The 24,510-nt window shown below is 70.0% G+C and carries 23 protein-coding genes and 3 pseudogenes; 13 read left to right on the forward strand and 13 right to left on the reverse strand.

Features of this window, described 5'->3' with window-relative positions; translation table 11 throughout:
* Nucleotides 1-248 precede the first annotated feature (248 nt).
* The 3 genes and pseudogenes from ACZ4O3_RS08035 to ACZ4O3_RS08045 form a co-directional block, all read right to left on the reverse strand.
* Nucleotides 249-404: pseudogene (locus tag ACZ4O3_RS08035) on the reverse strand (IS110 family transposase); the annotation flags it as partial.
* Nucleotides 405-831: 427 nt separating this feature from the next.
* Nucleotides 832-1,551, reverse strand: a complete 720-nt coding sequence (locus ACZ4O3_RS08040; protein WP_467721607.1) for a DUF1963 domain-containing protein — start codon at nt 1,549-1,551, stop codon at nt 832-834.
* A 408-nt stretch (nt 1,552-1,959) separates the two neighbouring features.
* On the reverse strand, nt 1,960-2,409 hold the full coding sequence (locus ACZ4O3_RS08045) for a DUF5959 family protein (protein WP_467721608.1): 450 nt from the start codon (nt 2,407-2,409) through the stop codon (nt 1,960-1,962).
* Between the two features lie 397 nt (nt 2,410-2,806).
* On the opposite strand from ACZ4O3_RS08045, the gene ACZ4O3_RS08050 reads away from it, so the two are divergent.
* Nucleotides 2,807-3,232 carry a DUF6003 family protein gene (locus ACZ4O3_RS08050; protein WP_362715556.1) on the forward strand — a complete coding sequence of 142 codons (426 nt, stop codon included), beginning with the start codon at nt 2,807-2,809 and terminating at the stop codon, nt 3,230-3,232.
* A 13-nt stretch (nt 3,233-3,245) separates the two neighbouring features.
* On the opposite strand, the pseudogene ACZ4O3_RS08055 reads toward ACZ4O3_RS08050, so the two are convergent.
* Nucleotides 3,246-3,711, reverse strand: a pseudogene (locus tag ACZ4O3_RS08055) (phosphatase PAP2 family protein); the annotation flags it as partial.
* A gap of 94 nt (nt 3,712-3,805) precedes the next feature.
* Nucleotides 3,806-4,024 carry a PLD nuclease N-terminal domain-containing protein gene (locus tag ACZ4O3_RS08060; RefSeq protein WP_362715558.1) on the reverse strand — a complete coding sequence of 73 codons (219 nt, stop codon included), beginning with the start codon at nt 4,022-4,024 and terminating at the stop codon, nt 3,806-3,808.
* Between the two features lie 537 nt (nt 4,025-4,561).
* Here ACZ4O3_RS08060 and ACZ4O3_RS08065 point away from each other — a divergent pair.
* Nucleotides 4,562-4,768, forward strand: coding sequence for a hypothetical protein (locus ACZ4O3_RS08065; protein WP_362715561.1), 207 nt, complete (start codon nt 4,562-4,564; stop codon nt 4,766-4,768).
* 425 nt (nt 4,769-5,193) lie between these two features.
* Here ACZ4O3_RS08065 and ACZ4O3_RS08070 read toward each other — a convergent pair whose 3' ends face one another.
* Nucleotides 5,194-6,618 carry an amidohydrolase family protein gene (locus ACZ4O3_RS08070; RefSeq protein WP_467721609.1) on the reverse strand — a complete coding sequence of 475 codons (1,425 nt, stop codon included), beginning with the start codon at nt 6,616-6,618 and terminating at the stop codon, nt 5,194-5,196.
* Nucleotides 6,619-7,530: 912 nt separating this feature from the next.
* On the opposite strand from ACZ4O3_RS08070, the gene ACZ4O3_RS08075 reads away from it, so the two are divergent.
* Genes ACZ4O3_RS08075 through ACZ4O3_RS08085 form a run of 3 tightly spaced genes read left to right on the forward strand, consistent with a single transcriptional unit; the run spans nt 7,531 to nt 9,991 of the window.
* Nucleotides 7,531-8,796: a glycosyltransferase family 4 protein gene (locus ACZ4O3_RS08075; protein WP_467721610.1), complete on the forward strand. Its 1,266-nt coding sequence runs from the start codon at nt 7,531-7,533 to the stop codon at nt 8,794-8,796.
* Nucleotides 8,793-9,620, forward strand: a complete 828-nt coding sequence (locus tag ACZ4O3_RS08080; RefSeq protein ID WP_467721611.1) for a transferase — start codon at nt 8,793-8,795, stop codon at nt 9,618-9,620. Before ACZ4O3_RS08075 ends, ACZ4O3_RS08080 begins: the two co-directional genes overlap by 4 nt.
* Nucleotides 9,617-9,991, forward strand: coding sequence for a hypothetical protein (locus tag ACZ4O3_RS08085; protein WP_467721612.1), 375 nt, complete (start codon nt 9,617-9,619; stop codon nt 9,989-9,991). The genes ACZ4O3_RS08080 and ACZ4O3_RS08085 overlap by 4 nt, the downstream gene beginning before the upstream one ends.
* Before the next feature lie 55 nt (nt 9,992-10,046).
* Here ACZ4O3_RS08085 and ACZ4O3_RS08090 read toward each other — a convergent pair whose 3' ends face one another.
* The 3 genes and pseudogenes from ACZ4O3_RS08090 to tal all read right to left on the reverse strand — a co-directional run.
* Nucleotides 10,047-11,258, reverse strand: coding sequence for an alkaline phosphatase (locus tag ACZ4O3_RS08090; RefSeq protein WP_467721613.1), 1,212 nt, complete (start codon nt 11,256-11,258; stop codon nt 10,047-10,049).
* Between the two features lie 1,028 nt (nt 11,259-12,286).
* Nucleotides 12,287-12,706: a hypothetical protein gene (locus ACZ4O3_RS08095; RefSeq protein WP_467721680.1), complete on the reverse strand. Its 420-nt coding sequence runs from the start codon at nt 12,704-12,706 to the stop codon at nt 12,287-12,289.
* Nucleotides 12,707-13,419: 713 nt separating this feature from the next.
* A pseudogene (gene tal / locus ACZ4O3_RS08100) lies at nt 13,420-14,532 on the reverse strand (transaldolase); the annotation flags it as partial.
* Nucleotides 14,533-14,972: 440 nt separating this feature from the next.
* Here tal and ACZ4O3_RS08105 point away from each other — a divergent pair.
* Nucleotides 14,973-15,893 carry a Rieske (2Fe-2S) protein gene (locus ACZ4O3_RS08105; RefSeq protein ID WP_467721614.1) on the forward strand — a complete coding sequence of 307 codons (921 nt, stop codon included), beginning with the start codon at nt 14,973-14,975 and terminating at the stop codon, nt 15,891-15,893.
* A gap of 81 nt (nt 15,894-15,974) precedes the next feature.
* Here ACZ4O3_RS08105 and ACZ4O3_RS08110 read toward each other — a convergent pair whose 3' ends face one another.
* The 3 genes from ACZ4O3_RS08110 to ACZ4O3_RS08120 all read right to left on the reverse strand — a co-directional run bounded on the left by ACZ4O3_RS08110 (nt 15,975) and on the right by ACZ4O3_RS08120 (nt 17,299).
* Entirely contained in the window at nt 15,975-16,130 is a 156-nt protein-coding gene (locus ACZ4O3_RS08110) for a hypothetical protein (protein WP_467721615.1), read from the reverse strand.
* Nucleotides 16,127-16,324, reverse strand: coding sequence for an SsgA family sporulation/cell division regulator (locus tag ACZ4O3_RS08115; protein WP_467721671.1), 198 nt, complete (start codon nt 16,322-16,324; stop codon nt 16,127-16,129). The genes ACZ4O3_RS08110 and ACZ4O3_RS08115 overlap by 4 nt, the downstream gene beginning before the upstream one ends.
* 315 nt (nt 16,325-16,639) lie before the next feature.
* Nucleotides 16,640-17,299 carry a type III effector protein gene (locus ACZ4O3_RS08120; RefSeq protein ID WP_467721616.1) on the reverse strand — a complete coding sequence of 220 codons (660 nt, stop codon included), beginning with the start codon at nt 17,297-17,299 and terminating at the stop codon, nt 16,640-16,642.
* 125 nt (nt 17,300-17,424) lie between these two features.
* Between ACZ4O3_RS08120 and ACZ4O3_RS08125 the strand changes: the two genes are divergently transcribed.
* From ACZ4O3_RS08125 to ACZ4O3_RS08155, 7 genes are all read left to right on the forward strand, one after another.
* Nucleotides 17,425-17,856, forward strand: coding sequence for an Hsp20/alpha crystallin family protein (locus ACZ4O3_RS08125; RefSeq protein WP_467721672.1), 432 nt, complete (start codon nt 17,425-17,427; stop codon nt 17,854-17,856).
* A 507-nt stretch (nt 17,857-18,363) separates the two neighbouring features.
* Nucleotides 18,364-18,798 carry a DUF2267 domain-containing protein gene (locus ACZ4O3_RS08130; protein WP_467721617.1) on the forward strand — a complete coding sequence of 145 codons (435 nt, stop codon included), beginning with the start codon at nt 18,364-18,366 and terminating at the stop codon, nt 18,796-18,798.
* 528 nt (nt 18,799-19,326) lie between these two features.
* Nucleotides 19,327-20,583: a PP2C family protein-serine/threonine phosphatase gene (locus tag ACZ4O3_RS08135; RefSeq protein WP_362721315.1), complete on the forward strand. Its 1,257-nt coding sequence runs from the start codon at nt 19,327-19,329 to the stop codon at nt 20,581-20,583.
* Nucleotides 20,580-20,951: an STAS domain-containing protein gene (locus ACZ4O3_RS08140; protein WP_362721318.1), complete on the forward strand. Its 372-nt coding sequence runs from the start codon at nt 20,580-20,582 to the stop codon at nt 20,949-20,951. Before ACZ4O3_RS08135 ends, ACZ4O3_RS08140 begins: the two co-directional genes overlap by 4 nt.
* Before the next feature lie 192 nt (nt 20,952-21,143).
* Complete coding sequence (locus ACZ4O3_RS08145) at nt 21,144-21,407, forward strand: hypothetical protein (RefSeq protein WP_362721321.1); 264 nt, start codon at nt 21,144-21,146, stop codon at nt 21,405-21,407.
* A gap of 364 nt (nt 21,408-21,771) precedes the next feature.
* Entirely contained in the window at nt 21,772-22,593 is an 822-nt protein-coding gene (locus ACZ4O3_RS08150; protein WP_362721324.1) for a SigB/SigF/SigG family RNA polymerase sigma factor, read from the forward strand.
* A gap of 65 nt (nt 22,594-22,658) precedes the next feature.
* Nucleotides 22,659-22,964, forward strand: coding sequence for a DUF5133 domain-containing protein (locus tag ACZ4O3_RS08155; protein WP_362721327.1), 306 nt, complete (start codon nt 22,659-22,661; stop codon nt 22,962-22,964).
* A gap of 542 nt (nt 22,965-23,506) precedes the next feature.
* Here ACZ4O3_RS08155 and ACZ4O3_RS08160 read toward each other — a convergent pair.
* Nucleotides 23,507-24,415, reverse strand: a complete 909-nt coding sequence (locus ACZ4O3_RS08160) for an anti-sigma factor antagonist (RefSeq protein WP_467721673.1) — start codon at nt 24,413-24,415, stop codon at nt 23,507-23,509.
* Nucleotides 24,416-24,510 lie beyond the last annotated feature (95 nt).

Here is a 24,510-nt window from a genome sequence, read left to right on the forward strand (position 1 = left end):
CGATGCAACCCGTCCGCCTTCCGTCGCCCCACCACCGATGGGGCTGGCCGTGTGGCTTCGTTCCCGTGAAGTGGCAGCCTTTGACGACGTCGCTTGGGCGCGGTGCCACCGGGCCGTCCCGGAGTCTGGAGGACAGCGAGGGCGGCCTGGTCGTCAGAGGCTGGGAAGTAGTCGCACGTGGCTGTCTGGGTCATGTCGTTCGTGGCGGTGTCGGCCAGGTGCACGGCTGGACGTCAGGACTGTGGAAAGAGGGGTGGGCCCATCAGCGCGGCCGCGTCGGTGCCCGGGACCGTCACGGTCTGCTCGTCCAGGGCGGCAAAGATCTCCTCGACCAGACGCTCGGCCGTCCTCGGGGCCTTCGGCCGCAGCAGGGTGATCGGGTGCCGCCTGCCAGCTTTGCGGACGCGTCGGTCTTGGCCTCGCCCGGACAGAGGTCGGCGATCCGCCGCAGCGTCAGCCCGGGCAGGACGGCCAGCGGCAGGGCACGGACCGAGGCTGGCGGGTCGACGACGACCAGCGGAGCTCGGGCTCGGTGTTGGGCAGGGCCTGAGCAACAACGGGGGAAGTCATGCCGGGCCCGAAGGCCGGAGGCCCCATTGCGAAGCCCATGAAGACCGTAACGGGGGGCGACAGCCGGCCGCCGAGCAGTGATCCGACTCCCCATGACGGCGCCCCTGGCACAGATGAAGCCAACGGTGCCAACGGCGGCGGTGATGGCGGTGGCCTCTTCGGCGGACCGACCGCTTGACACTTGGGGAACCTCAGCGAGCGGGCTGTCGGCGAGCTCTCCGTGCGTTCGTGCTGTGCGGCGGGCGCGGCGGTGCCTGGTGGTCATGAGCAGTCGAACCAGTGCCCGGTGGGGCGCTCGGGGCAGGTGCGGCATTCGAAGACGTACACGCCTCCGGCGTCGCCGAGGCACAGTCCGGCAGGGTTGTGGGCATCGGCCTTCCAGCGCCGGCCGCCGGATGCGTTTTCGTCGGTTCGGTCCTCTTCGGGCAGCCAGGTGCGCCAGGACTCGCCGTCGAACTCCCAGCTGGACACGGTCAGGAGGTGCTCCATCCGGCTGCCGCATCCCTCGCAGTCAGGCCATACCGGTTCCTGGGTCCACCCCGGGTAGCCGCCCAGCTTGATCCCTGGTGCCTCCGCGAGGTGGCAGGAGTACCGCAGTCCGGTCTCGTCGAAGAGTGTGTCGAAGCGTCCTTTGAGCGCGTCGTGGATCTCGCTGGAAAGGTCCCAGCTCGGATACTCGGTCACCTGCTCCGGGTGCACCGCACAGCGGTCCGGGTACCAGTCTTCGGGAAGGCTTTCCGCCGGTGCAGGGGTGGGCTGTACGTCGCCGACGGCGGCGGAGTCCCGCCAGTGGACCTGGGGCAGGGGATAGCAGAACTCGCCGTGGGCGTAGGGGCACCACAGGACCTGCAGCAGGTCTGTGCCCTCGGGGAAGGGCAGGCCAGGCACGTCGGCACGACGGATCTGCACGACGGGAACCATGGCCACGGAGGGCTCCAACTGGCTCGTGGTGTCCATGTCGTAGTGCTCTTCCTCGCACACGGGCCACGGTTCCTCCGCCGGCCAGAGCAGAGGGCCGCCCACGGAACTGTCCTGACAGGTCGGGGAGCCAGGACGCGGGTGCAGGCGGACGGACTCACGACGGAAGGGGAGCAACTCGGGAAAGAGATGCTCGACGTCGACAGGACGGCCGGGTGTGTGTCGGGACATAGGCAGGACTCTAGAACTCAGGTACGACATACAGCCGTCGGGTGCACGAGACTCGTTCATGGCCGGTGCAGCCGGCCCGGTCGGCGCACCGGGTGCGGTTGATCACCGATGCCGCCGGTATCCCGTTTGCTGCCACCCTGACGGGCGGCAACCGCAGCGACGCCACCCAGCTCATCCCACTGTTCCAGACGGTGTCTTCCGTAGCCTTGGACGCTCCTCGTCTGCCGGCGGAAGCTCTGCTCACTGCGGTGACAAGTGAGCGTCCCAGGCGCGAAGTACGGCGCCGAGCAGGCGCCGGTGGGTCGCGATCCAGTCGGCCGGTAGGCAGATCGGCACTCGCACGGTCACCATGGAGACGAGATCGTCTTCCACCACCACCTCGGGACGGTCACGCTCACCGCCGAGATGGATGAAGACGGACGGTCCACGCTGGACGTGCAACCAGGCGATGTCCTCACCGGCCTCAAGACGATCCAGGGCCTCGCCCCACGAAATCAGTCGTGACCGCCACAGCGAGAGGTTCACGCGTCCGGCGACGAATGGCGTGTCAACGACGACCTCCGCGGCGAGCCCACCAGCCACGCCCTGAAGGGCGCCGAGCACCGTGATGCGAACGCTGTTGCCCTCGTCATCCTGGAACAGAGCCAGATTCAGCCGTGCTGCCGTCTCCTTGTCGCCTCCCACCAGCATGAAGCGATCCTGACGCACGACCGGTCAGCTGACCAGTGACCCGGACCTGCGCAGAGTAGTCCGCCGGAGGGCAGGAGCCGACGGGGCCGACGGCGACGCAACCCCTCGAAAGAGTGCACTGTGTGCTTTTGCCTCGTCTGGGGCCCGTGGCGGGACAGTTGGCTGTCAGCGGCGGACCGTAGGGTCGCTGTCATGGCTGACGGGGATGCGGTGCGCGACGGGCTGGCCCGCTGGACGGAAGGAGATCACGAGTGTCGAACTCTCGGACTGTGGCGCGGTACGTGGTCACCCTCGCCGCGGAGTGAGTGGCCCGGTTCCGTCACCTTGGCAGGGCGCGGCGGCATTAGCATCTGTGTCCGCATTCATATCGACACTGACCACAAGGCGGAACCACCCGATGGCTGACGAGGCTTACCTCTTCCTGCTCCCCGACCGTCACCCGAGCCTCGGCGCCGCCATGGCGGCCGTAGCACCGCTGGAATGCGACCAGACCCCGGCCGTGCGGGGCTGGATCTCCGCCCACGACGTGACTCCCTCCTCCGAGCAGTTGAGGATCCTTCCCGCCGGATCGGAGGTACTCATCCCCGAGGAGGCCGAGCGGCTGCCGATCCCGCTGACCGCGCAGGAGGAGGTCCGTGTCCAGCAGGAGTGCGCACCCCAGACAGTCACCGACATCGAGCGCGAACTGCTGGACTACCGGGACACCACCCAGGGCTGGGAGACCCTCGTGCACCGGGCGCTGACCGCGGGCATCCCGGCCCCGCGCATCGCCCGGCTGACCGGACTCGACCCCCAGGAGATCGGCCGCATGACCGGCGTGTGACGCCGGGGCTTCCTCAGCGGGGAGCGGAGTGCGGCTCGGGGTTCGGGCCGGTGAGTTCCGGCTCCGGGCCTTCACCGACCGGTACCGGCGGCCGGCCCGTGTCGGCCCGCCACGCCTCGAAGGCGCGGGCGGTCACCGCGACGACGGCGAGCCCGAGCAACCATCCGCCGAGCACGTCGCTGAACCAGTGCACGCTGGGCGCGACCTGGGTGAAGCAGACCCCGGGCAACCGACGGGACGGCCACGGTCCGGCAGGCGACACGAGCCCGGCGCGGCGGCACGGGCGGCAGGACCGGCAGGAACACCGCGAACGAGGTGGTGGCGGTCATCGCGTGCCCGGGCGGGAAGGAATGGCCCGGCGCGTGCGCCACGGGATCCTCCAGCGCCGGTCGTGCCCGCTCGACCAGCGTCTTGACCCCGAGCCCGATCAGACCGCCGGCCACGGCGGTCACCGCCGCCCACGCGTCCGGCCGCCGGGCACACTGCTCACAGCGGATGAGCACGAAGCGTCGATGCTGGTCGGGCCGTCGGCGGCGAGCGGCCGGCGCGGCACTTCCGCAGAGGTCCTGCGGTTCAGGCGGTGGACGGCTGGCCCTCGGCCTGGGCGGACCGCTTGCCCAGGTTCCGCCAGGCTATGGCGCCCAGGATGGGGAACAGCACCATGATGATCAGCCAGCCTGCTTTGGGCAGCATGCGAATGCGGGCTGCAGGGGTCCTGACGCAGTCGACCAGGGAGTAGATGTACAACACTGCGACTACCACGTAGATCGCGCCGACCAGCAGCGACGTCATCGGGTCCCCTTACGGGCCAGGGCGGACGCCCGTCTACGTGCGGCTCGGCTCGGCCGCACTGTCGGTTGATGTTACTAGGCACCTGGGGCGAATCTGTGATCGCCCTCGGCCGGGATCCGTCTGCGCGGCAGGACTTGGTGCCGGTCGCGGTACGGCGTCGCGGGAGAATGCGCGTGAGCGAGGATGATGGCGGGGGTGGCGGTGGCCAGATCTGCGCCGGCGCTCGCGGGGCCTCTGCGGCCGGCGGGAGCAGGCAGAGTCCTGGACGTCCGGTCGATGGTGGGAACCACGGTGTTACGTGCCGGCCCCGCTGGCCGGTTTGAACCTTGCTCCGTCGGCAACGGCCCCGCGCGCCGTGGCCGTCGTCGCCCGCGCCGAAGTCTGATCCGCACCGTTGACGTTGCCTCCGCCGTTGCCCAGCGCGGAGTCTGTGGACCACGCTCCTCGCGTCGCGTCGCGTCGACCGTTCAGGAAGGCCTGCCGCGGTCTCCCTCCTGTGCGGATGCGTGGAGGGTGACCGCGGACGATACTTGTCGAATGGTCGAGCGTGTGGTCAGGGTAGGTGCGCCGGTCGGGGGGCAGGGCCGTCAGGTGCATGTGGACGGCGCGGCGGTCGGGGCGGTGTTCAGTCTGCGTGAGCTGGCCGAGATCATGCGCAGGGAGGGCTGGGCGGACGTGGACGAGGTCGATGTGGCGAACTCACGTGACGTCGAATGGCACGGCGGGGGAGCCGAGGTGTGGTGACCTGCTGGCGTTCGACGCCCTCGCCGAAGCCGACGCCGACCTGCTCAGACAGAGCCTGGCGTCGACCATTCAGCACATGTGCACCGGCCCTCTGAGGTAGATCAGCCCGCCATCGTGCCCGGGCCCAGAGCCGTCGGGATCCGGCGGCCCTCTCCCGCCCCCGGGTGGCCCCGGTAGGCGACCGCACAGAACCCTGACCGGCGGACGAGACCAGCTGATGTGCCGGCACGCATCGCGCCTTCGTCACTCCCGGCGGGAGTGCGCCGCGCGGCGCGGGCCGGATCGGGTCATGCACTGAGGACTCTGGCACCTCTCCGCGGCGGGAGGATTGTCCGCGCGGTCGGCCGCCGGGCACCACGACAACTGTCTCGCAGCCGCGGTGCCCGCCGGGGTGCGGGGGAGTGCCTGTGCTCAGGGAGAGGTCATCAGGGGGTGGGGGTGAACCCGTCCTCGGACTCCAGTTGGCGCCAGACCTCCTGGACGACTTGCGCGCCGCGGGCGATCACCCTGCGCTCGTCGTCGACGACCAGTCGGCCGTCGCTGACCTGCAGGACGCCTTCCGTCATGACGTGGCGGACGTGAAGTCCGTTGGCGTACAGCAGATTGTGCAGCGGCTCGGGCGGGGTGGTGCCTGGACCGGACAGGAACCCGCTCACGTCGATCGAGGTCAGGTCCGCTTTCGCGCCGACGGCGATGCGGCCGAGGTCGGTTCTGCCCAGGCCGTTCGCGGGGTTCAGCGTCACGCTCTTGATCATGTCCCACACGGTCGGGCGCCGCACGGGAACGGTGCTCCGGCCGTTGGTGAGGTCGTACCGGAGCCGGCCGTAGAGAACATCGAGCTTGGCGTTCTCCAGAAGGTCGTTGGAGTGGGTGTCCAGGCCCACGTTCGTGTTGATCCCGGCCGCCAGCGCCTCGATGAAGGGCTGCCATCCGCCGGCGGATCCGGCCCCGTTGCCCGTCGGGCAGTGCGCGTAGGTGAACTTGACCTGTTCGGCCAGGAATTCCGCGTCCGTGGCCGCGTCCCACCCGCCCATGTGCGCGCCGAAGAACGGTATGTCGTGGAAACCGAACTCCTCGAGCCACGTGACCGGCCCCTTGCCCCACAGCCGCTGAACGGTCGCCGAGTCCCGGGCGATGGTGGCGAGATGGGTGTGGACGCCGTTGCCGAGCTGCCTCGCTCCTTCCATGACGGCACGGAGCGTTTCCGGTGTGTGCGTCTCCGGGCCGTGCGGCGTCATCATCGGCAGGATGCGACCGCCTTCGGCGCCGTTGACGGACAGGGCGAAATCCAGATTGGCCTGGATCTCGGCGAGGGTGTCCGGTACCGAGTCCAGGAGCACCTGGTCCGACTGCCGGAACCAGATCGGCATGACGCGCGACCAGCCGGGCACCATGCCGCCGGGATACCCCCGGACCCCCCAGGATCTCGCGACGCGCCCATAGGACTTGGCCTGCCTGAGCGAGACGGACTGTTCCACCTGGGTGGTGCAGCCGCCCCGCAGGATCTCGGCGAGGTTGTAGGCGGTGAGGGCGTCGAGGTCGTCGTCGCTGAGCGACTCCGTGACCAGAAGCGGCCTGGCGAAGGGACGGCCGCTCTCGATCAAACCGCGTGTGGGCGAGCCGGCCGCGACGTGTGTGTGCCCGGAGATCATCCCGGGAATGAGGAGCTGCCCCTCCATCGGCAGGCGCACTTCCCGCCCCTGGACTCGTCCCGGCACGATGGCCGCGATGTGCCCGATCTCCACGACGACGGAGTGGTCACGCCGGAGCTGCAGCTCGCCCCGTTCGTAGGTGAGCGTCCAACTCGGCTCGAGAACCAGTGGCTTGGCTCCCCTGCCCAGGACGGACACGGTTGCCTCACCCTCGCCGGGCACAGCAGGACCGGTGAGTGCTCCTCCGCTTCCGGCGCGGGCGGTCACCGCGTCATGCAGCGGGACGCGGCCGGCGGATCCAGGAAGAGGTGCTTCCTCGGCCCGGGCGTGATCCGCTCCGGAACACACGGCACATCCGTCCGCGGCCGGCTCACCGCCGGCGCGAGTCGCAGACCGACGTCTCTCGGTCTCCCGCGAGGAATCCGTCATGGTGAGCCTTTCCTTCCATCTCCGCATTGCTGTGCGATCAGCCAGGTAGTCGACAAGTGCCGTACCAGGAGTCCCGGACGGAAGCGGCCGAGCCCAACAGCCGGGTGGAGTGCCGAGCCGCTGCCGGCAGCGCAGCCGCCGACAGCCGAGACGGGCGTCAACACATGCCCGGTGGATGCCGTATGACTGCGGCTACCGGCAAGACTCATGGAAATCGGCTCCGGCAGCCGGTGCGGGTGACCGCTGGTGATCACCTGACCGGGTACGCGGTTGTGATCAATCGGTGGTCCGGGTCCAGCCGGAGAGGCGCCTCCGTAGGCAGGCATGAGGCGGATCGCGTGGGAGCGACGGAAGCTGATCGGGATCGGGATCAGGGCCGGGCTGGTGGTCCTGCCGGCCCGGTGGTTCCTGCGTCAGGCGGCAAAGGGGGCGGGGGTTGGGTGGCGCACCGACACCGCTCCGCTGGAGCGGGCGTTTGGGGGGATCGGCAGACGCGTCTGGAGATCCTCCACCTGTCCTCGGCGCCGGCCGGCTCGACGGTCCGGGAGGGGGCGGGGCACCGCGCGTGACTGCCGCGTGCGTCCGACGATCCGCTGTTGCTTCTGTCCGGCACATGGCCTGCAAGGCAACGGACGGATAACAGGAGACAACGAAACGGGCCCCGGCGGGGTCTAGTCCGCCATGAAGATCTCTTTCCTGCTCCACAACGCCTACGGGATCGGAGGCACGATCACCACCACGTTCAACCTGGCCCAGGCACTCGCCGACCGGCACGAGGTGGAGATCGTCTCGGTACTGCGGCACCGCGAACGCCCGGACTTCGTGCTGGACCCGCGCGTGTCGTTAAGGCCGCTGGTGGACCTGAGACATGAGAAGGAACATCCTCTGCATCTCAAACCGGCACGGGTGTTCCCCGCCGCCGAATACCGCTATGGGCAGTACAGCGAACTGACCGACCTGCGGATCGGCGAATGTCTGGCGCAGACCGACGCCGAGGTCGTCATCGGCACCCGGCCGGGGCTCAACGTGCACCTCGCGCGCCAGGCGCCGGAGCACGTCGTCCGCATCGGGCAGGAGCACCTCACCCTCGACAGCCACTCGCCCCGGCTGCGCACCGCGCTGCGCCGGGCCTACCGCCGGCTCGACCTGCTGACCACGGTCACCGAGGCGGACGCCGTTTCCTACCGGCGCAAGATGCGCCTGCCCGGAGTCCGGGTGGAGGCCCTTCCGAACAGCGTCCCCGACCCGGTGCTGCCCGCGGCGGACGGCACCGCGAAGGTGATCGTCGCCGCCGGCCGGCTGGTCCCGGTAAAGCGCTATGACCTCCTCATCGAGGCGTTCGCCCCGGTCGCCGCCGCCCACCCGGACTGGCGGCTGCGCATCTACGGCAAGGGCCGGGAACAGGCGCGGCTGCGGCAGCTCATCGAGGACCTGGGCCTGAGCGACCATGCCTTCCTGATGGGTGCGGCCGCGCCCATGGAGGCGGAGTGGGTCAAGGGCTCGATCGGCGCGACCGCGGCCAACTTCGAACCGTTCGGCATGACCATCGTGGAGGCGATGCGCTGCGGTCTGCCGGTCGTCAGCACCGACTGCCCGTACGGACCCGGCGAGATCATCGAGGACGGCGCCGACGGCCGGCTCGTCCCCGTGGGAGACCGCGAGGCGTTGAGCGCCGCACTGCTGGAACTCGTACAGGACGACGAGCGGCGCCGGCACATGGGCCGCAGGGCACGGGAGAACGCGCGGCGGTTCGGCCCGGTACCGGTCGTGGAGCAGGCCGAGTGCCTGATCGGCGAGGCCGTCGCCGCACGCGGGACCGAGCGACGGGTGGCGGTGGAACGCGGACGGATACAACGCGCCCTGGTCAGCCGGGGCTTCGCCGCACGCGACGCCCTGCACGTCGCGGCGTCCAGCGCGCTGCACACGGTACGGAGGGGAAAGCGATGATCACCGGACAAGGCACGACGCCCACGACCGGCCTGCGCACCGACTGCACGGCCGACACGGACGGCCGTCTCATTTTCACGTTCACGCTGCTGAAACCGTCGGCCACGGGCCGTCTGCTGCTGCGGCTGCGCCCCGAGAAGGGGCAGCCCGAAAAGGTCCTCCACGCCCTCGACCTGGAACCGGCGGCGGACGGCCGGCCGTGTGCCGTCCTGGAGCCGGAGCCCGCGCTCTCCGAGGGCCGGTGGGACGTCTACCTGGTCCCCGAACCAGGCGCGCCACGGCAGCGACTGCGCCCCGGACTGCGGGACCTCCGGACCCTCGTCGAGGGCCACCTGCGTGAGAGGCCCTCACCGGTCGCCGTACGTGTCCCGTACGTCACCAGGGACGGCTACCTGGCGCTGCGGGCGTGGCTGCGCACCGCCCACGCGGAGGTCGAGGGCGTCCATGTCACGGACCGCTCGATGACCGTCAGGGCACGGCTGCACGGCGCCACCCTCGGCGAGGCTCCGGCCGTGCTGCTGCGCGTGCGGCGCGGGGGCGGCACCGAGCGGACCGTCGTGCCGGTGGCCGAGAAGGACGGCCGTGGGTTCTCCTTCACCGTGGACTACGGGGAGTTGGCCGGTGACGCGGGTCCCGGCAGCCGTGTCTGGGATCTGTTCGTCAGGGTCGACGGTGGGACCTCCGTCCGGATCGGCCGTCTCCTCGACGACGTCGCGGACCGCAGGGACATCTTCGTTCTCCCCGCGGCCGTGATCGGTGGCGCGGTCGTGCGGCCCCACTACACGGTCGACAACGATCTCTCCGTACGTGCGGACAGGACGTGACCGTAAGTCCTCCACGGCCCTTCCTTTACGCAGACACATCAGGCGCAGAGGATCCTCGCGTCGAGGTAGTCCGGGGCGACCTGACCGAGGGCGGGCACGGTAGCCAGGAGTACGTCGTCACCGGCGTCGAACTGGTCTCCGTGGGCGACAGGGTGGTGACCGTCGCCGGCGCCCGGGGCCGGGAGTCCGCCCTGCTGGAACTCACCGAGGAGCAGGCCGTCGCACAGCGGTGGGCGGCAGGGCACCCGGAGGACGTGATCGGCTTCCCGCTGGAGGTGTACGGCCACGCCCCAGAGGGCGGCCGCACGGTCGCCGACACGATGGAGAAGGTCACCGGCGCTGTAGGGGTGGCCTTCGTTGAAGTGCCGTGAAGGCGGCGGAGCCCCGGGCGCCATGGCGCCCGGGGCTCCGCCGGCCGTGCTTGGTTCAGTGGCGCGTGAGGGCCTGGCGCAGCACGTCGTACACGTAGGTGTTGGCGTGCTTGCCGGTGAAGCGGTCGGACAGCGGGCCGGCCGCGGTCACGGGAACGTCCACACCGGTGTGGCCGGACGTGGTCCAGTCGATGTAGAAGCTCTTCTCGCTGCCGCGGATGCTGAACGGGCCGTCCTCGGCGGAGATGCCGGTGCCGGACTCGTCGGTGGCGTCCGAGTCCTCGACGGCCAGGCCGCCGGTCTCGTGGTCGCCGGTGACGACCAGCAGGGTGTCGGGGTGGGTGGCGACGTAGGCACGGGCCACGGCCACGGCCTTCTCGAGTTCCTGCATGGACTGCAGGACGCGGGTGCCGTTGTTCGAGTGGGCGAACTCGTCCACTCCTTCCTCCTCGACCATGAGGAAGAAGCCCTTCTTGTTCTTGTCCAGCGTGGACAGGGCCTTGCTGGTCATGGTGGAGAGGCCGACCACCGGGCTGTACACGTCGCCCTGGCCCTCGGCGCGCTGCTGGAACATCTCCTCGTTGGCGAAGAGGCCGAGGAGCTTGCCGCTCTTGGCACGGCTGAGCTGGTCCGCGCTGGAGACGTAGGAGTAGCCGGCCTTCTTGGCCTTGGCGATGAGGTTGCCCTTGGTGCCCTTGCTCGCCTCGGACGGGTCCTCGGCGGGCTGGTCCTTGAACGCGCCGGCGCTGCCCGCGGGCAGCCACCAGTCCTCGCCACCGCCGAGGATGACGTCGGGCTTGCTGACCTCGATGTACTGGCGGGCGATCTCGTCCTGCGCCGACCGGTTGGCCGTGTTGGAGAAGAACGCCGCCGGAGAGGCGTCGGTGACCTGCGCGGTGGTGACCAGACCGGTGGCCTTGCCGGCTGCCTTGGCCTGCTGGCCGAGAGTGGCCAGCGGGTTGCCGTCGACGTCGACGCTGATCGCGCCGTTGTAGGTCTTCTCGCCGGTGGCCCACGCGGTCGCCGCGGCGGCCGAGTCGGTGACGACGGCCTTCGGGTCGTCCGGGTCGGTGGTCAGCTGGCCTGAGGCGGGGAGCTTGTCCATCGCGAGCTGGCCGCCCAAGCCGGCCAGGTGCAGCCGGGCCGCCTGGCGCGCGGCGGCGCCCATGCCGTCGCCGTTGATGAAGATGACGTTCTTGGCCGTCGGGGTCTTGGCCGAGGCGTGCGGAGCCGAGGCCGACGCGCCCATCGTCGGGTTGACCACCATCGTCACGACCGCGGCGGCGACTGCGGCTGTTGCGGGAGCGGCGAACCGCCGAGCCCTACGAGCATCCAGGGACACAACGTCCTCCGTTACTGTCTTTGCCCATTGCTTGACCGCGAACATAAGGTCCGTTGGGAGGATGTTGACCAAGAACAGATGGCCAGTGTGCGACGGGATCTTCACCGGGAGGTAAAGGCGCAGGTCCCGAACTTGTCCGGACAGGTCGCAAGCGGAGGAACTCCGCCGCCGCCTGCCATGAGCCCCGTGATTTACTGCCCGCGCCTCTTCTTCTGGTCGGCGCCGCAGGTCAGCAGCATGGCAGGTCCCTGACTTCTGCTAGCGGCCCGATGGTGCGGCTGCGCGGCAGCTGGTACGCGGCGAGCCTCCAGCGCACTGCCGCGAAAAGTCGGTGGTTCTCGCGGAACCTGGAGAGGAGCGGGACCACTGGGCTGAGTTCTACCCGAACCGGCCCGGATCGAGCGCGCGCCTCGGGATCGCTCAACCGACACGCGAGAAGAGGCGGAGGGTTCGGCCGGCGGCGCGTGAGCGCGGTCGCGAGCCGTGCCGAGACCCCGGACCGGCCTCATGGACACGGGTGAAGCGGCGGTGGGTGGTGAGCCAGGAAGAGTCCGCTCGAATTGGCGACCGGCGATGGCCACCCTCAAGTGCCGGCGGGATCGGTGTTGGTCCGCCACTCCATGAGAGCGTCGGCATCCCGGGTCGGCGCTCGTGCCGGAGGTGTCACCTGACATCCGGGACGGAGCGGTCGGCACGGAGCGGTTCAGGGACTCAGCCACTGTCTTTGCAGGGGCGGTAGAACTCGGTAAGCCGCGTTCCCGGCAGGCGGGGGGTTACGGGGGCCGCCTCTTGCATGCTCCATCGTTCCCCGCCCTTCCGGGCCAGCCCGCTCCCCGTGCCGAGCAGTGGGGTGACGCCGTACAGTCCGTCGCCCGCGTACTCCCCGGCGGCCACATCCGGAAGGCCGTCGTGATGGAAGTCGGTGAGGGGAAGACCGCTGGTCTCGTCGATGTTCAGCCCGAGGTCCGGCCGATCCGGCCGTTCCGGTGGAGGGGGCCGAGACGTATTTCTGCGCTTCTCGCGGGTACCGGATCGTCCCTCACCGGGGGCTTCGACACCACAACGGCCAGGTCGAGTTCGTCGTCACGGTTGAAGTCGGCCACCACGCCGGCTGCCGTCCCCCCTTTCCGCGCGCCTGCCAGGGCGCGGAAACCGACAGGACGGCCGAACCCGCCTTCCGTAGTTCCCCACTCCGCCGTCGTGTCGTTGCCGTTGTCGGCCATGCCTACCCGATCCGGCCGCGCGTCACTGCCCGCCTTCTGCACCGCGTCGGCCGCCAGCAGCCGCACGGTGTCCACCGCTCGCACGTCGACCCCGTCCCAGCCGGCCCGCTCCACAACCGGAAGCGCCAAGGACCTGTCGCGTCCCGCCATGCCGTCTGATTGTTCACTCGCCATGCCGTTGCTCCTTCGTCAAGCCGGTGAAGCGGAACGCAGCAGAGCCGCCTGTACCAGGGGTTGCTCTCGGCCGCGGTCCGCGGGAGGGGGCGTTCCACGGGCCGGGAAGGTGCCACGGGGCAGGCGAGAAACCTTCCCGGAGGTGATCAGCTGGTCGACGTGATCCGGAGGTCGAGCGCGCGGGTCGCCGCGGCGACCCGCAGCTTCTCCAGGGCCGTGCTCTGGCGCTCCGCGCGGTCCAGCAGGAGGTCCAGTCGCGCGCTGTCCAGGCGCCGGTCGGTGTCGGCCACGGCGCGCAGGGTGCGCCAGCCGGCCGCCTTGCCCAGGACGCCCAGAAGCATCGCCTCCGTTTCCAGGACGTCGCTGAGCGGGGAGCGGGAGAACAGGGATCCGTTGGTCTTCAGGCGGCCGGCCTTCTCCGCGACCCAGCCCAGGGCGGCCCTGGTGCGGTCGACGGACACGTCCAGGTCGGTCATGATCTGCGCCAGCGCCTCGCGGTCCTCCTCCACCTGGCGGGCCAAGTCCTTCAGGACCGCCCTTTCTTCCTCGCTCCTCCCGGTGCCGGCGGCGCGCTGGAAAAGCTCCAGACCACCGGTCGCTCCGGCATAGTGGTCGTTGAGGTAGGTCGCCAGCAGGCCGTTGCCGTGCGGTCCACCGCCCGCGGACCCGGCCGCCGGACCGGTGTCGGAGCGCATCTGGCGGTCCACCGAGGCCCCCAGCTCAGCCCAGCTGGCCTCGAACTTCTCCAGCCCCTCACGCTCCAGGGTGTCGGTCACGTCCGCGAAGTCCACACCTGCGTCCTTCAGCGACGCCAGGTGGGCTGCTGCGGCGGCGTAGTCCTCGGCGGTCGGTGCGTGGGCGGGCACGGTGCCGTGGTCGGCGAAGGCCGTCAGCGTTGCGCCAGGCATGGTGTTGACCGTGCCCGCGATGACCAGGTCGCTGACGTACATCGTGTCTGGGTAGTCGGGGTTCTTCACGCCGGTGGACGCCCACAGTGGACGCTGGACGTTGGCCCCGGCCGCGGCCAGGCGCTGCCAGCGCGGCTCGGCCACCACCTGCTCGTACGCCCGGTAGGCCAGCCGCGCGTTGGCGATCGCGGCCTTGCCCCTGAGCTCCTGGGCCTGCGGACTGTCCAGGGCGCCGAGGCGGCGGTCGACCTCGGTGTCGACGCGTGAGACGAAGAACGAGGCCACCGAGTGGATCTCCGACAGGTCGAGCCCGGCCTCCAGGGCCTGTTCCAGACCGGTCTGGTAGGCGTCCATCACCTCGCGATACCGCTCCAGGGAGAAGATCAGCGTGACGTTGACGCTGATGCCTTCCGCGATGACGGCGGTGATCGCCTTCAGCCCTTTGTGGGTGGCCGGGATCTTGATGAACAGGTTGGAACGGTCGACCGCCGTCCACAGCTTGCGGGCCTGAGCCGCAGTGGCGTCGGCGTCCTGCGCCAGCCGCGGATCGACCTCGATGGAGACTCGCCCGTCGATGCCGCCGCTGCGCTCATGGACCGGGTGAAGAACATCGCAGCCGTCTCGCACGTCATCGGTGGTCAGAGCGAAGACCGCGTCGTCGACGCTGGCGCCCGTGTCGCCGAGGCGGCGGAGCTGGTCGTCGTAACGGTCTCCCTTGGACAGTGCGGAAGCGAAGATCGTGGGGTTGGTGGTCACCCCCACCACGTGTTTGTCCGCGATCAGCCGCACGAGATCGCCGCCGGCGAGAAGCTCGCGGGAGAGGTCGTCGAGCCACACCGACACTCCTGAGGCAGACAAAGCGGCAAGCGGATCGAATCCGGTGGAATCAGACATTGCGCAAACCTCCAGATGTGGTGCGGTGCCGCCCGCCTCTGTGACGCTCCTTGGCCGGTGAGGCAAGCGTGGAGGCGGCGCCGGGTACCGTGCTTCTCCGTGCGGGTGCCCATCGCGGCCGTGCCGAAGCTCGTCAGGGCGGCTTGCGGAACGCTCCACCGGGAAAGGTGCCGGGTCGGCACGTCGCCGCCCGTGCTCTCCGTACGCCGAAGCGACCAGCCTTCCGTGGTTCCGTCGGCGTCACGGAGGTGAAGCAAGCCTCCTGGGCCCACATGTCAGTTGGTCGGCTGGTGCGATCGGCTGACTTACTGTCCCCTCGTGATCACTGCCAGAGTCACCGTTTCCAGCGGGCTGGGACGGCCGGAGCAGCCAGAATGAGTGTTCGCACGGTGCAGATGGTGTCCTGGTTTGTCGCGTGTGAACCTGGAGAACCGGCAGCTATGACCACTGTTCCGAAGCGTCCGACACCGCCCGCCCGCGCCGTCGCCTTCGTACCCCGCCTGCTGGGCTCCTGCCTCGGCGTGGTCGAGAGGGTGGAGAACACTGAAGCCCTCGACCGCGTGGTGACGCCCGTACAGAAGGCCGTACGCGGTCTGCCGCTCGGGCCGCTTCGCGATGTGCTTCATGGCCGCCAGCTCGGTCACCCCCTCCACCCGGTTCTGGTGCAGGTGCCGATGGGCGCCTGGCTGTCGTCCGCCGTTCTGGACTTCGTGCCGGGCGCGGAACGGGCCGCCCGGGTGCTCATTGGCGTGGGCACGCTGACGGCATTTCCCGCCGCCCTTGCCGGCTGGACGGACTGGGCCGAGCAGCACAAGCAGCAGATGCGCACCGGCCTGGTGCACGCGGCCGCCAACGCGGGCGCCGTCGCGCTCTTCGGCGGGTCGTTCACCGTGCGCGGGCGACGCCCGAAGCTCGGACGGGCGCTTGGGCTCGGGGGTCTGGCCTGTGCGGGCTTCGGCGGGTTCATCGGCGGCCATCTTGCCTACCGGCAGGCCGCGGGCGCCAACAAGACGGAGCCTGTCGCCCACTTGGTGGAGCCGGGCTGGCACCGGCTCGGTCCGGTGGACGGCCTGAAGCCTGGAATCCCGGAGCGGCGCATGCTTGGCGAGGTGCCCGTGCTGGTGGTTCGCGGTGAGGACGGCGGGGTCGACGTACTGGCCGACCGGTGCAGTCATCTGTCGGGGCCGCTGTCCGAAGGCGACATCGCCGACGGCTGTGTGGTCTGCCCTTGGCACGGCAGTGTGTTCCGGTTGTCCGACGGAGCCCCGGTGAGCGGCCCGGCGACCGCCCCGCAGCCGTGCTTCGAGACCAGGACCGAGCCCGACGGGGCCCTCGCCGTCCGGCTGCCTGGCGCGGGCTGAACCGGCGGGCCCAGCCGCGGAGCCTGGAGGCGGATCACGGAGCAGACGCCCTACGGCCCGCACAGGGCGTCCGCGGGGACCTCAGCTCGTGCTGCAGCCCGGGACGGTGTTCACGGCCAAGGGCCAAGGTCCCTCCTGGCCGAGCAGGGGCGCGAGGAACTCCTCCCACTGGCGGTGATCATCCTCCGTGTCCAGGTGGATGAGCTGCGCTGTGACGTCCAGCCGGTCGGAGCTCACGTCCCACTCTGTCTGGAAGACGGCGCCGGCCGGAGCGGTCCGAGCCGGATGCACAGCCCAAGGCTGTGTCTGCGGTGCATGGGCCATATCGCTACGTCGCCGATTCCGTCATGGCGGTGCGGCCCGAGCGGAAGCGCCTCCCGCGACAGCGACCACCGGACTGAAACACCGCCCGTCCGCAGGGTGACGTCGATGGCGAACGGGCAAAGCGGTGTCCTTCCTGCTGTACACCGACGGTGAGGACCTCGGCGCGCTGAAGCTCTCCTCCTGCGAGCCCGGGGCGTTCACCACCAGGGCCGCTCGGCGCCGTTCCAGCCGACGATCGCCGTGTCGTGCCGTGCCGCGAAGCTTTCGTTCAGCAACAGGGTCACGCGCGTGTCGTGGACACTCACCCGCTTCTGCCGTGGGGGACGGGCCGGACGCGTACCCGCTGGTGGGTGACGGTGATGGCCCGGTCCGGCACGCGGAGAGATACTTGGCGAGCGCGACCTGCCCAGCCGCGGCGACGCTCAGCCGGTAGGGGTCTTGTCGGTGACCCGGTCGGTGCGAAGGGTGTCGAGTTGTGCGGCTAGGTCGGGGTGGGTGCCGGTCAGGTAGGGGAGGGTGGCGTGGAGGGGGTGGATGAGCTCGGCGGGGTCGTCGTGGGCGAGGGCTGCGTGGAGTTGGCTGAGGGGGGTGCGGGCGGCGTCGGGCAGGTCGGTGAGGGCGGTGATCTGGCCGGCGATGCGGCGCAGGCCGGCTGCGTTGTGGCGGGCCCAGGTGGCTTCGGTGCGTTCGGCGGCGCGGTGTTCGCGGGTGGCCTGGACGCGTTGTTCGCCGGTGCTTCCGGCGGGGCCGGGGCGGCCGCGCAGGTAGCGCCGTTCGGCGGCCTGGCGGCTGGCGACGCCGAGGGGGTGGGCGAGGTCGGCCCAGCTGGCACCCGCGTCGCGGGCGGTTTCGATCAGGCTGGTCTCCCATCCTGCGAGCTGCTCGCGCACCTGCCGCAGCAGGAGCAGGGAGGCCAGCGCCTGCTCCGGTCCAGGACCGGGCGCATCGGGGTGGTCCCGGGACTCTTGGTGGGCGTTGCGTAGGGCGTCGTCTATGGCGTCAAGGGCCACCGCGGCGGCGAGGAACGACGCCGGGCCGAGGGCGTTCGTGCTGGTCGTGGGTGATGGGTCGGCTGCGGTCACAGGCTCCTCCCTCAGAGCGTCGTCCAATGGACGACATCATGTTTGTCATCCATTGGATGACATGCTACAACGGTGTCAGTGAGCGCATTGGCAGCCACTGCCTGAACCCTATGGAGGTGTTACCGATGTTGATGCGCACTGACCCCTTCCGTGACCTCGACCGGCTGGCGCAGCAGCTGATGGGTCCCGGCACCTGGTCGCGGCCGTCCCCGATGCCCATGGACGCCTACCGCGAGGGTGACGAGTACGTGGTGGCCTTCGACATCCCCGGCATTGCCGCGGACGCGATCGACATCGACGTCGAACGCAACATGCTGACCGTCAAGGCCGAACGCCGGCCGGTGGTGAAGGCCGACGACGTGCAGATGGAACTGTCGGAGCGGCCGCTCGGTGTCTTCTCCCGCCAGCTGGTACTGGCCGACACGCTGGACACCGAGCGCATCCAGGCCGACTACGACGCGGGCGTCCTCACTGTGCGCATCCCGATCGCCGAGCGCGCCAAGCCGCGGAAGATCGCCATCGGCGTTCGGTCCGGCCCGAAGGAGATCTCCGGCTGAGCCGGACGGACAGGGACTCGCCAGCGGCGGAGGACGTATCTGGCCCGCCCTTCGCGCCCTGAAGGCCGGCCGAGATGACGGTGCGACGAGTGCGTTCCTCGACCAGTGAAGAAACGCGGCGCGTACGGCTCCCCGCAGGAGGCCGTACGCGCCGCGGCGCCCGGTGTGCTGACCGTGCTGGGCGCGCACATGGTCGGAGAGGTACGTGGCCAGCTGGCCGCGCGTTTGCCGTACGGCCTCGCCCTGAGCGTGTTCAACCTGCTGCAGCGCGCCGAACCGCTGCTTCCGGAGCGTTTTGGATCGAGGGCGCCAACGAGCAGACCGCGGCCTGAGACGACAGCGCCGTCCCCTCCACCGTTGCCGACGCCGTCGGACGTGAGGATCCTTCTCCAGATCCCCGCTGGCCACGTCCTGTCCTTCGGCCACCCCGGCCCACTCGACCGCCCATCGAAGGTGACCGCACACCGGCACCACGACCCTGGTGACAGAAAGGCAACCACCGCAGAGATGTCCGACCGACCCGTACCGTCCCAGCAGCCCTACGACAGGGCGTACGAGCAGATGCTGGAGAAGGTCCGCTACGACGGCGCCTACCCCACCCGCGAGAAGGCTGAGGAAGCCGTCCGCCTGGTTCTGGCAGGGTTGGGACGTCAGCTGACCGGCGAGGAACGCGTCGAACTGGCCGCACGCCTGCCCTTCGAGGCCGCGCGCATCCTCACCGCCCAGATCCCCGACGCCCAGCCGTTGACCGGCTGGGCCTTCGTCAAGGACCTCGCCGCCCGCACCGGCGCCTCCCAGGCCACGACCCGCTGGGACGTCGGATCCGTGTTCTCCGCCGTCGCCGCCTTTGCACGGCCCGACCTGCTGACCCGCATCCTGCACCGGCTTCCGCACGGCTACGCGCTGCTGTTCGGCCGCGCCGAACTCACCCCCGCCGCGTAGACGGCGACGGAAGCCCTCGGGGCGGGGACGACGACCGTCGTCGTCCCCGCCCCGCGCCGCGCCCGCGCATCCCGAGGACCTATCAGGCGAGCAGGCGGGTGATGTCGGCGTTGCCACGACGAACACGGGACATCGGACAGGCTCTGCAGGTGGCCTACGACTACCTCGACAACTGATCGACACCATGGAGAGCAGAGACGAAGTGACGGGCACGCACCTGGCACGCACCGTCGTGGCCCCCGCCCAGCTTCACCGCCCTGCGGGCGCCACCTTTCTCCTTCGCAGCTGATGCCCGACGATGATCTGCCGGACGGCGACCACGCGGGTCTTTGCTCATGGCGCGCTCCAGGCATCGGGGAGGGGGCGCCCCGTCCCGTTCACGGCGATCGGTAGCCGCACGACACCGCCAGGCATGGCGTGGACGAGGGCGCCGGTAGATGTGGGTAGTCGTCACGAGAGGGAACTCGGCTGTGTCAGCAGACGAGGGAGACGGCCGTGGATGTGGACCGCGAGGCGGGCGGGCGGGCGATGCTCGCCGGTCTGCTGGACGCCAGTCATCTGATGCCCCTGGACGTGTTGCCGGAGAAGGCCGGTGAGCATGCCCGGGCCGCGGGCTTCACCGACCTGCTCATCTACGTGGCGGATCTGGAGCGCCGGGGGTTGCATCTGCTGCCCGGGGAGAAGGGGGCGTCGCCGGGCGCCGCAGAGGTCATCCGGATCGAGGGCACTACCCCGGGCCGGGCCTATCAGTACGGCCGGCTTGCCTCCTGCGCCGTGAACGAGGCGGCAGGCGTCGAATGGTGGCTGCCCATCGTGGACGGCACCGAGCGGTTGGGAGTGCTGCGGGTGCGTTCCGCCTACGACGATGCCCGGGCCCGCGAGGACGCCGACCGCCTCGCCGCGATCCTGGCCCTGCTGATCGTCGCCAAACAGACGTCCAGTGACACGCTGGCCCGGCTGATGCGTACCGAGCCGCTGAGCATCGCGGCCGAGATGGCGTGGAACCTGATGCCGCCGAGTACGTATGCCGACGGGCGGGTCGTGGTCTCGGCGTCGCTGCAGCCGGCCTACCGGATCAGCGGCGACGTGTACGAGTACGCCCTCGACGGCCCTCTGGTTCACCTGACGATCTTCGACGCGATGGGCCACGACAACGCGGCGGGGCTGTGCGGAGCACTCGCCCTGGGGGCCTGCCGACAGGCCCGCCGCCGGGGCGCGGAACTCGCCGCCAAGGGCGAGGCCGTGGAAGCCGCCCTGATCGAGCAGTACGGCCACCGTCGCTACGTCACCGGCGTCCTTGCCACCCTCGACACCCGCACCGGTGTGCTGAGCTGGGTCAACCGCGGCCACCACCCGCCGGTTGTCATCCGCGGCAACCGCAGCAGCCACCTCCAGTGCCCGCCCGCCCACCCCATGGGCACCGAGCTGGGCCTGCCCAGCATGGTCTGCTCCGAACAGTTGCAGCCGGGTGACCGCATCATCCTTTACACCGACGGCATCACCGAGGCCCGGGGTGCCGACGACAGGGAGTTCGGTGTCGAACGCTTCGCCGACTTCCTCGTCCGCCATGACGCCGACGGCCTGCCTGTCCCCGAGACGTTGCGCCGCCTGATGCGGGCCGTCCTCGACTACCACGGCGGTCACCTCCAGGACGACGCCACCGTGCTGATGTGCGAATGGCTGGGTCCGGTCATCGACGACACCGAACCGGCGAAGGCCCTGACCGGGCTGAGGGATCCACCGGCCACGGCCGGCACCCCGAAGGACGGGAGCCGCCCGCTGTGAAGTCCGTCCTACGCATCGACACGGCCGACATCCGTGGGCAGACCAGTGCCCTCAGGGTGGCCGGCGATATGGACCTGGCCACCGTATCCGTCCTGGAGCACACCGTGGACGCAGCCCTCGGCGACCACCGCACCGTGATCCTCGACCTGACCGGTGTCGCGTTCTGCGACTCCTCCGGCCTCAACACCCTCATCCGCCTGCGCCGCCGCGCTCAGGACAGCGGCGGCCGGCTCATCCTGGCTGCACCGCCTCCACAGATGATGCGCCTGCTGACCGTTACCGGCGCCCGGAATGTGTTCGCCGTCTACGGCAGCCTGGTCGAAGCCTGGCAGGCACATCCCGCTCCTGGCTCTCCGCCCACGGCCTGACCGGCGTCCACGCAGTTCAGCACAGGGGCGGACGACTCACTGTGGTGAGACAGGACATCCGCACCGAGACGCGGACGCGGCCGCGCCTCGGTGCCCCTCCGCGAAACGCCCTGAATGCATCCATGCGTCCCGAACCGGCGGAATAAGGGGTGACATCCCCGAGCAGAACCCGTCACAGAACGGAGAGCTCCCATGGTGATCAAAAAGCTGCACGACATGGGCATCCGCAGCGAACACGCCTACCTCGCCGGGATCACGTCCATCGGTCTCAGCGCCCTGTCCTGGCTCACGAGCCTCAAAGCCGAGCAGGCCGGTATCGAACGGGCCGACCGATGGGGCATCTTCGTCGGCGAATGGGCACCCACCTTCATAGGACTCGGACTCGCCCTCTCCCACTACGAACAGCAGGAAGGCACCCTCACCGGCTCCCTGCACGCGGTAAGGGAAGCCAGCTGACCGGCGGCCGCCACCGCGGCCGTTCCGCTCACGCCCCCAGCCATCCGGCACACCTCGTTGCCGGGGCCGAGGCTCTGCCGGCGCCGGGCGGTGGCAGAGCCACGTCGGCCGTGCGGCTGCCCTCCGTCGGGGCGGGCGGCGGCGGTGAGGGGCACCGTGCCTACTCGCCCATGGTTTGCGGTGCGTGGCCGGGGGCACGTGGGGATCCAGTGCTTCGGACCAGAGGCGCAAGCCCAGCGGGGTCCCCCCGACCTGTCGGCCTCTGGTACCGGCCACCCTCGTTGCGGCACCCCTGACCAAGCGTTCAGAGATCCGGAATCCGAATTCCTGGACTTTCTGAGAATCCGTTCAGGAGCCATTACGCATGCCTGTCGACACAGCCTCCAGCGAGCCCCGCACGCTCATGCCCGCTCGCCCCGCATCCCGGCACCCCCACGACGACGCTCCCGACACGGCGTCCCTCTTCACCCGACTCGCCGGCCTCGAGGACGGCCCCGAACGGGATGCCCTACGCGGTGAGCTGGTGGCCGTGTGGCTGCCCATGGCCCATCGCATTGCCGGCCGCTTCCGCGACCGCGGCGAGAACATCGAGGATCTGCGTCAGGTCGCCGCGCTCGGCCTGGTGAAGGCCGTCGACCGCTACGACCCCTCCCGCGGTGCCTTCGAGAGCTACGCGGTGCCCACCGTCACCGGCGAGATCAAGCGGCATTTCAGGGACCGGATGTGGGTGCTGCGGGTACCCCGCTCCGTGCAGGAACTGCGCAACCGGGTGCGGGTGGCCCGCCGCGAACTCACCCAGCAGCCCGGCAGCGCGGAACCCACGACGGCTGCCCTCGCCACCCATACCGGCCTCACCGAGGACGAGGTCAAGGCCGGTCTGGAGGCCCTGGACAGTTTCAGCACCCTGTCCCTGGACGCCGAACTCTCCGTCGGCGACGACGGCTACAGCCTTGCCGACACCCTCGGAGACGTGGACGGCTCCCTCGACACCGTCGTGGACCGGGAAGCCGTCAAGGAGGGCCTGCGCCGGCTGCCCGAACGCGAGCGCGCCATTCTCTACATGCGCTTCTTCGAGGACATGACGCAGAGCCGGATCGCCGACCAGCTCGGCATCTCCCAGATGCACGTCTCCCGACTCATCACCCGCAGCTGCGCGCGCGTACGAGCCGAAGCCCTCCGCCAGTGACGCACGGCCCCGGCACGCCGCCTTCCCTGAACATCTCTCCAGCCCGCATCCGAGGAGACCGTCCGATGCTCATGCCCCACCCCGCGACCCTGCGCAGACTTCTCACGGAGTACGAAACGCTGCTCACGATCGAAGGCACCGACGGCACCGCTCCCGGCCCTCGCCTGCGGGACCTGGCCTACACCCTCTGCGTGTCCACCGGCACACGGGAGATCACACAGGCCCTGCGAGTAGCCCACGACCACCTCGGCCAGCCGATCGACAGCGCGGGCAACGGAGTGGCGGTGACCGGCACGGACCCGGTACGGACCGTCGTGGCCACCGGCCGGCTCCACCGTCCTGCAGGCGCTGGACCCTTCCTGCACAGTTGAGGTCCGAACTGCGCGGCACGCAAACGCTTCACCGCAACGGCGTACGGTTCCGGAACTGCCCGCCGGGTCCAGGGAGCGGCTGGGAATCAGGTCGCGAACGCACTGCCGGCACCTCTGGCACGACAGCGTCGGCAGTGCGGTGTTCGTGCCGGCCCCGCCAGTCCGGGAGCCATGGCGGCTGTAGGGTCCAGCAGCGGTGATCATGGCTGATCGCGGTTGGTCCGACGGCTACCACGACGCGGTCCGGCGGGGCGGCGATCGCCGGGACTGACGGAGTGCTCGGCTGCTTCTTGATCGCCTTGGCCGTGTGGTCACGGTCCTGTCCTGATGGTGCGGTAAGACGCCGGGCGGTTTCTCGTGGCCGAGCGTCCTTGGGCGGGTGGGCATGTGGTGATCCGTAGTCGCTCCTGAGGCCTGCCCTCTCAATACAGAGCCGGCGCCCCCGTGTCTGCCCGCACGCTGCCGGCCCGGTACGCCCGGGCCGTACGCACAGGCCCACGGCGCGCTCCGCGCCGCTTCACCCGTCCGGGAGGCGGCGGCTGTCACGCGCTTGTGCGCGCCTGACCTCCGGCTTCCGGTGGCGCCGCCCGGCGGGCGAGTTCTGTGTGTGCCGCTGGTGCGGCATCGGTGACAGGCGGGCCGCTGGGCGGTTGCCAGCGTGTGCGGGCGCTGTGCGTCTGTACAGCTGCGGCCAGTTGGCCGGCGAGCGGCCCGGGCAGGGCCTGGCCTTCGGATGTGCGCACCACCGCGTCGGCGATCATGTGCAATTTCGTGTTGGTGTGCTGGGACGCTGTCACGAGGACCTGCCACGACTGGCTGGTGGTGAGCCGGAACGACGACATGAGCATGCCGCGGGCTATGTCGATGTTCGTGCGGGTCTCCATCGCCCGGTGCAGTTGCGCGTTCTCGGTGGCGAGTTCGGGCCCGGACGCGTCTTCTTTCTGCGTCGAAGGATTCGGGGACGCCCCGGCGTCTCCGGCCACGTCACAGCGGCCGACGGCATCGCCGGGCTCCTCTCGATGTGCTGGGTGGACTGCTGTCGCGTCCTCGGGGGCGGCCTGCGGTTCGCTGTTTCCTGTCCGCTCCGTACGGAAGAGGGAGAGGGTGCTGGTGAGAGACAGCAGCCTGTCCACGGCCGGGCTGCTGGCGTGCAGGACGATGTTCTTTCCGCCGGCGTGGGCCTGGTGGCGCACGTGCAGAAGGACGTTGAGGCCGGAGCAGTCGCAGAAGTCGACGCCCGCAAGGTCCAGTTCCAAGCCGCCGGAGGAGTCTTCCAGGGCTTCGCTCAGCGCCTGTGCCAGCGTTGGTGCGCTGTCCAGGTCGAGCTCGCCGGCGACCGTCACGACCAGGCGCTCTCCGGCCGCGTCGACCTGGAGGGCGACATGCTCGGGCGAGGGCTGAAAGGGACTGCCACCCCCGGGGCAGGCCCGCCCGCTAGAGGACGAAGGCACGTAATGGGACATGCTCGGCTCCCGCGCATACCGGGTTCTCAATACATCCAGACTCACCCCACCTGCCCTTCACGTCAACCAATACACGAATAAAA

This window comes from Streptomyces sp. NPDC026515 (assembly GCF_055567595.1).

Coding starts and splice junctions, on each gene's coding strand:
- ACZ4O3_RS08045 (WP_467721608.1), bottom strand. CDS start 2,409: ATGCTGGTGGGAGGCGACAAGGAGACGGCAGCACGGCTGAATCTGGCT.
- ACZ4O3_RS08050 (WP_362715556.1), top strand. CDS start 2,807: ATGGCTGACGAGGCTTACCTCTTCCTGCTCCCCGACCGTCACCCGAGC.
- ACZ4O3_RS08060 (WP_362715558.1), bottom strand. CDS start 4,024: ATGACGTCGCTGCTGGTCGGCGCGATCTACGTGGTAGTCGCAGTGTTG.
- ACZ4O3_RS08065 (WP_362715561.1), top strand. CDS start 4,562: ATGGTCGAGCGTGTGGTCAGGGTAGGTGCGCCGGTCGGGGGGCAGGGC.
- ACZ4O3_RS08075 (WP_467721610.1), top strand. CDS start 7,531: ATGAAGATCTCTTTCCTGCTCCACAACGCCTACGGGATCGGAGGCACG.
- ACZ4O3_RS08080 (WP_467721611.1), top strand. CDS start 8,793: ATGATCACCGGACAAGGCACGACGCCCACGACCGGCCTGCGCACCGAC.
- ACZ4O3_RS08090 (WP_467721613.1), bottom strand. CDS start 11,258: ATGGTGGTCAACCCGACGATGGGCGCGTCGGCCTCGGCTCCGCACGCC.
- ACZ4O3_RS08095 (WP_467721680.1), bottom strand. CDS start 12,706: ATGGCGGGACGCGACAGGTCCTTGGCGCTTCCGGTTGTGGAGCGGGCC.
- ACZ4O3_RS08105 (WP_467721614.1), top strand. CDS start 14,973: ATGACCACTGTTCCGAAGCGTCCGACACCGCCCGCCCGCGCCGTCGCC.
- ACZ4O3_RS08125 (WP_467721672.1), top strand. CDS start 17,425: ATGTTGATGCGCACTGACCCCTTCCGTGACCTCGACCGGCTGGCGCAG.
- ACZ4O3_RS08130 (WP_467721617.1), top strand. CDS start 18,364: ATGTCCGACCGACCCGTACCGTCCCAGCAGCCCTACGACAGGGCGTAC.
- ACZ4O3_RS08135 (WP_362721315.1), top strand. CDS start 19,327: ATGCTCGCCGGTCTGCTGGACGCCAGTCATCTGATGCCCCTGGACGTG.
- ACZ4O3_RS08145 (WP_362721321.1), top strand. CDS start 21,144: ATGGTGATCAAAAAGCTGCACGACATGGGCATCCGCAGCGAACACGCC.
- ACZ4O3_RS08150 (WP_362721324.1), top strand. CDS start 21,772: ATGCCTGTCGACACAGCCTCCAGCGAGCCCCGCACGCTCATGCCCGCT.
- ACZ4O3_RS08155 (WP_362721327.1), top strand. CDS start 22,659: ATGCTCATGCCCCACCCCGCGACCCTGCGCAGACTTCTCACGGAGTAC.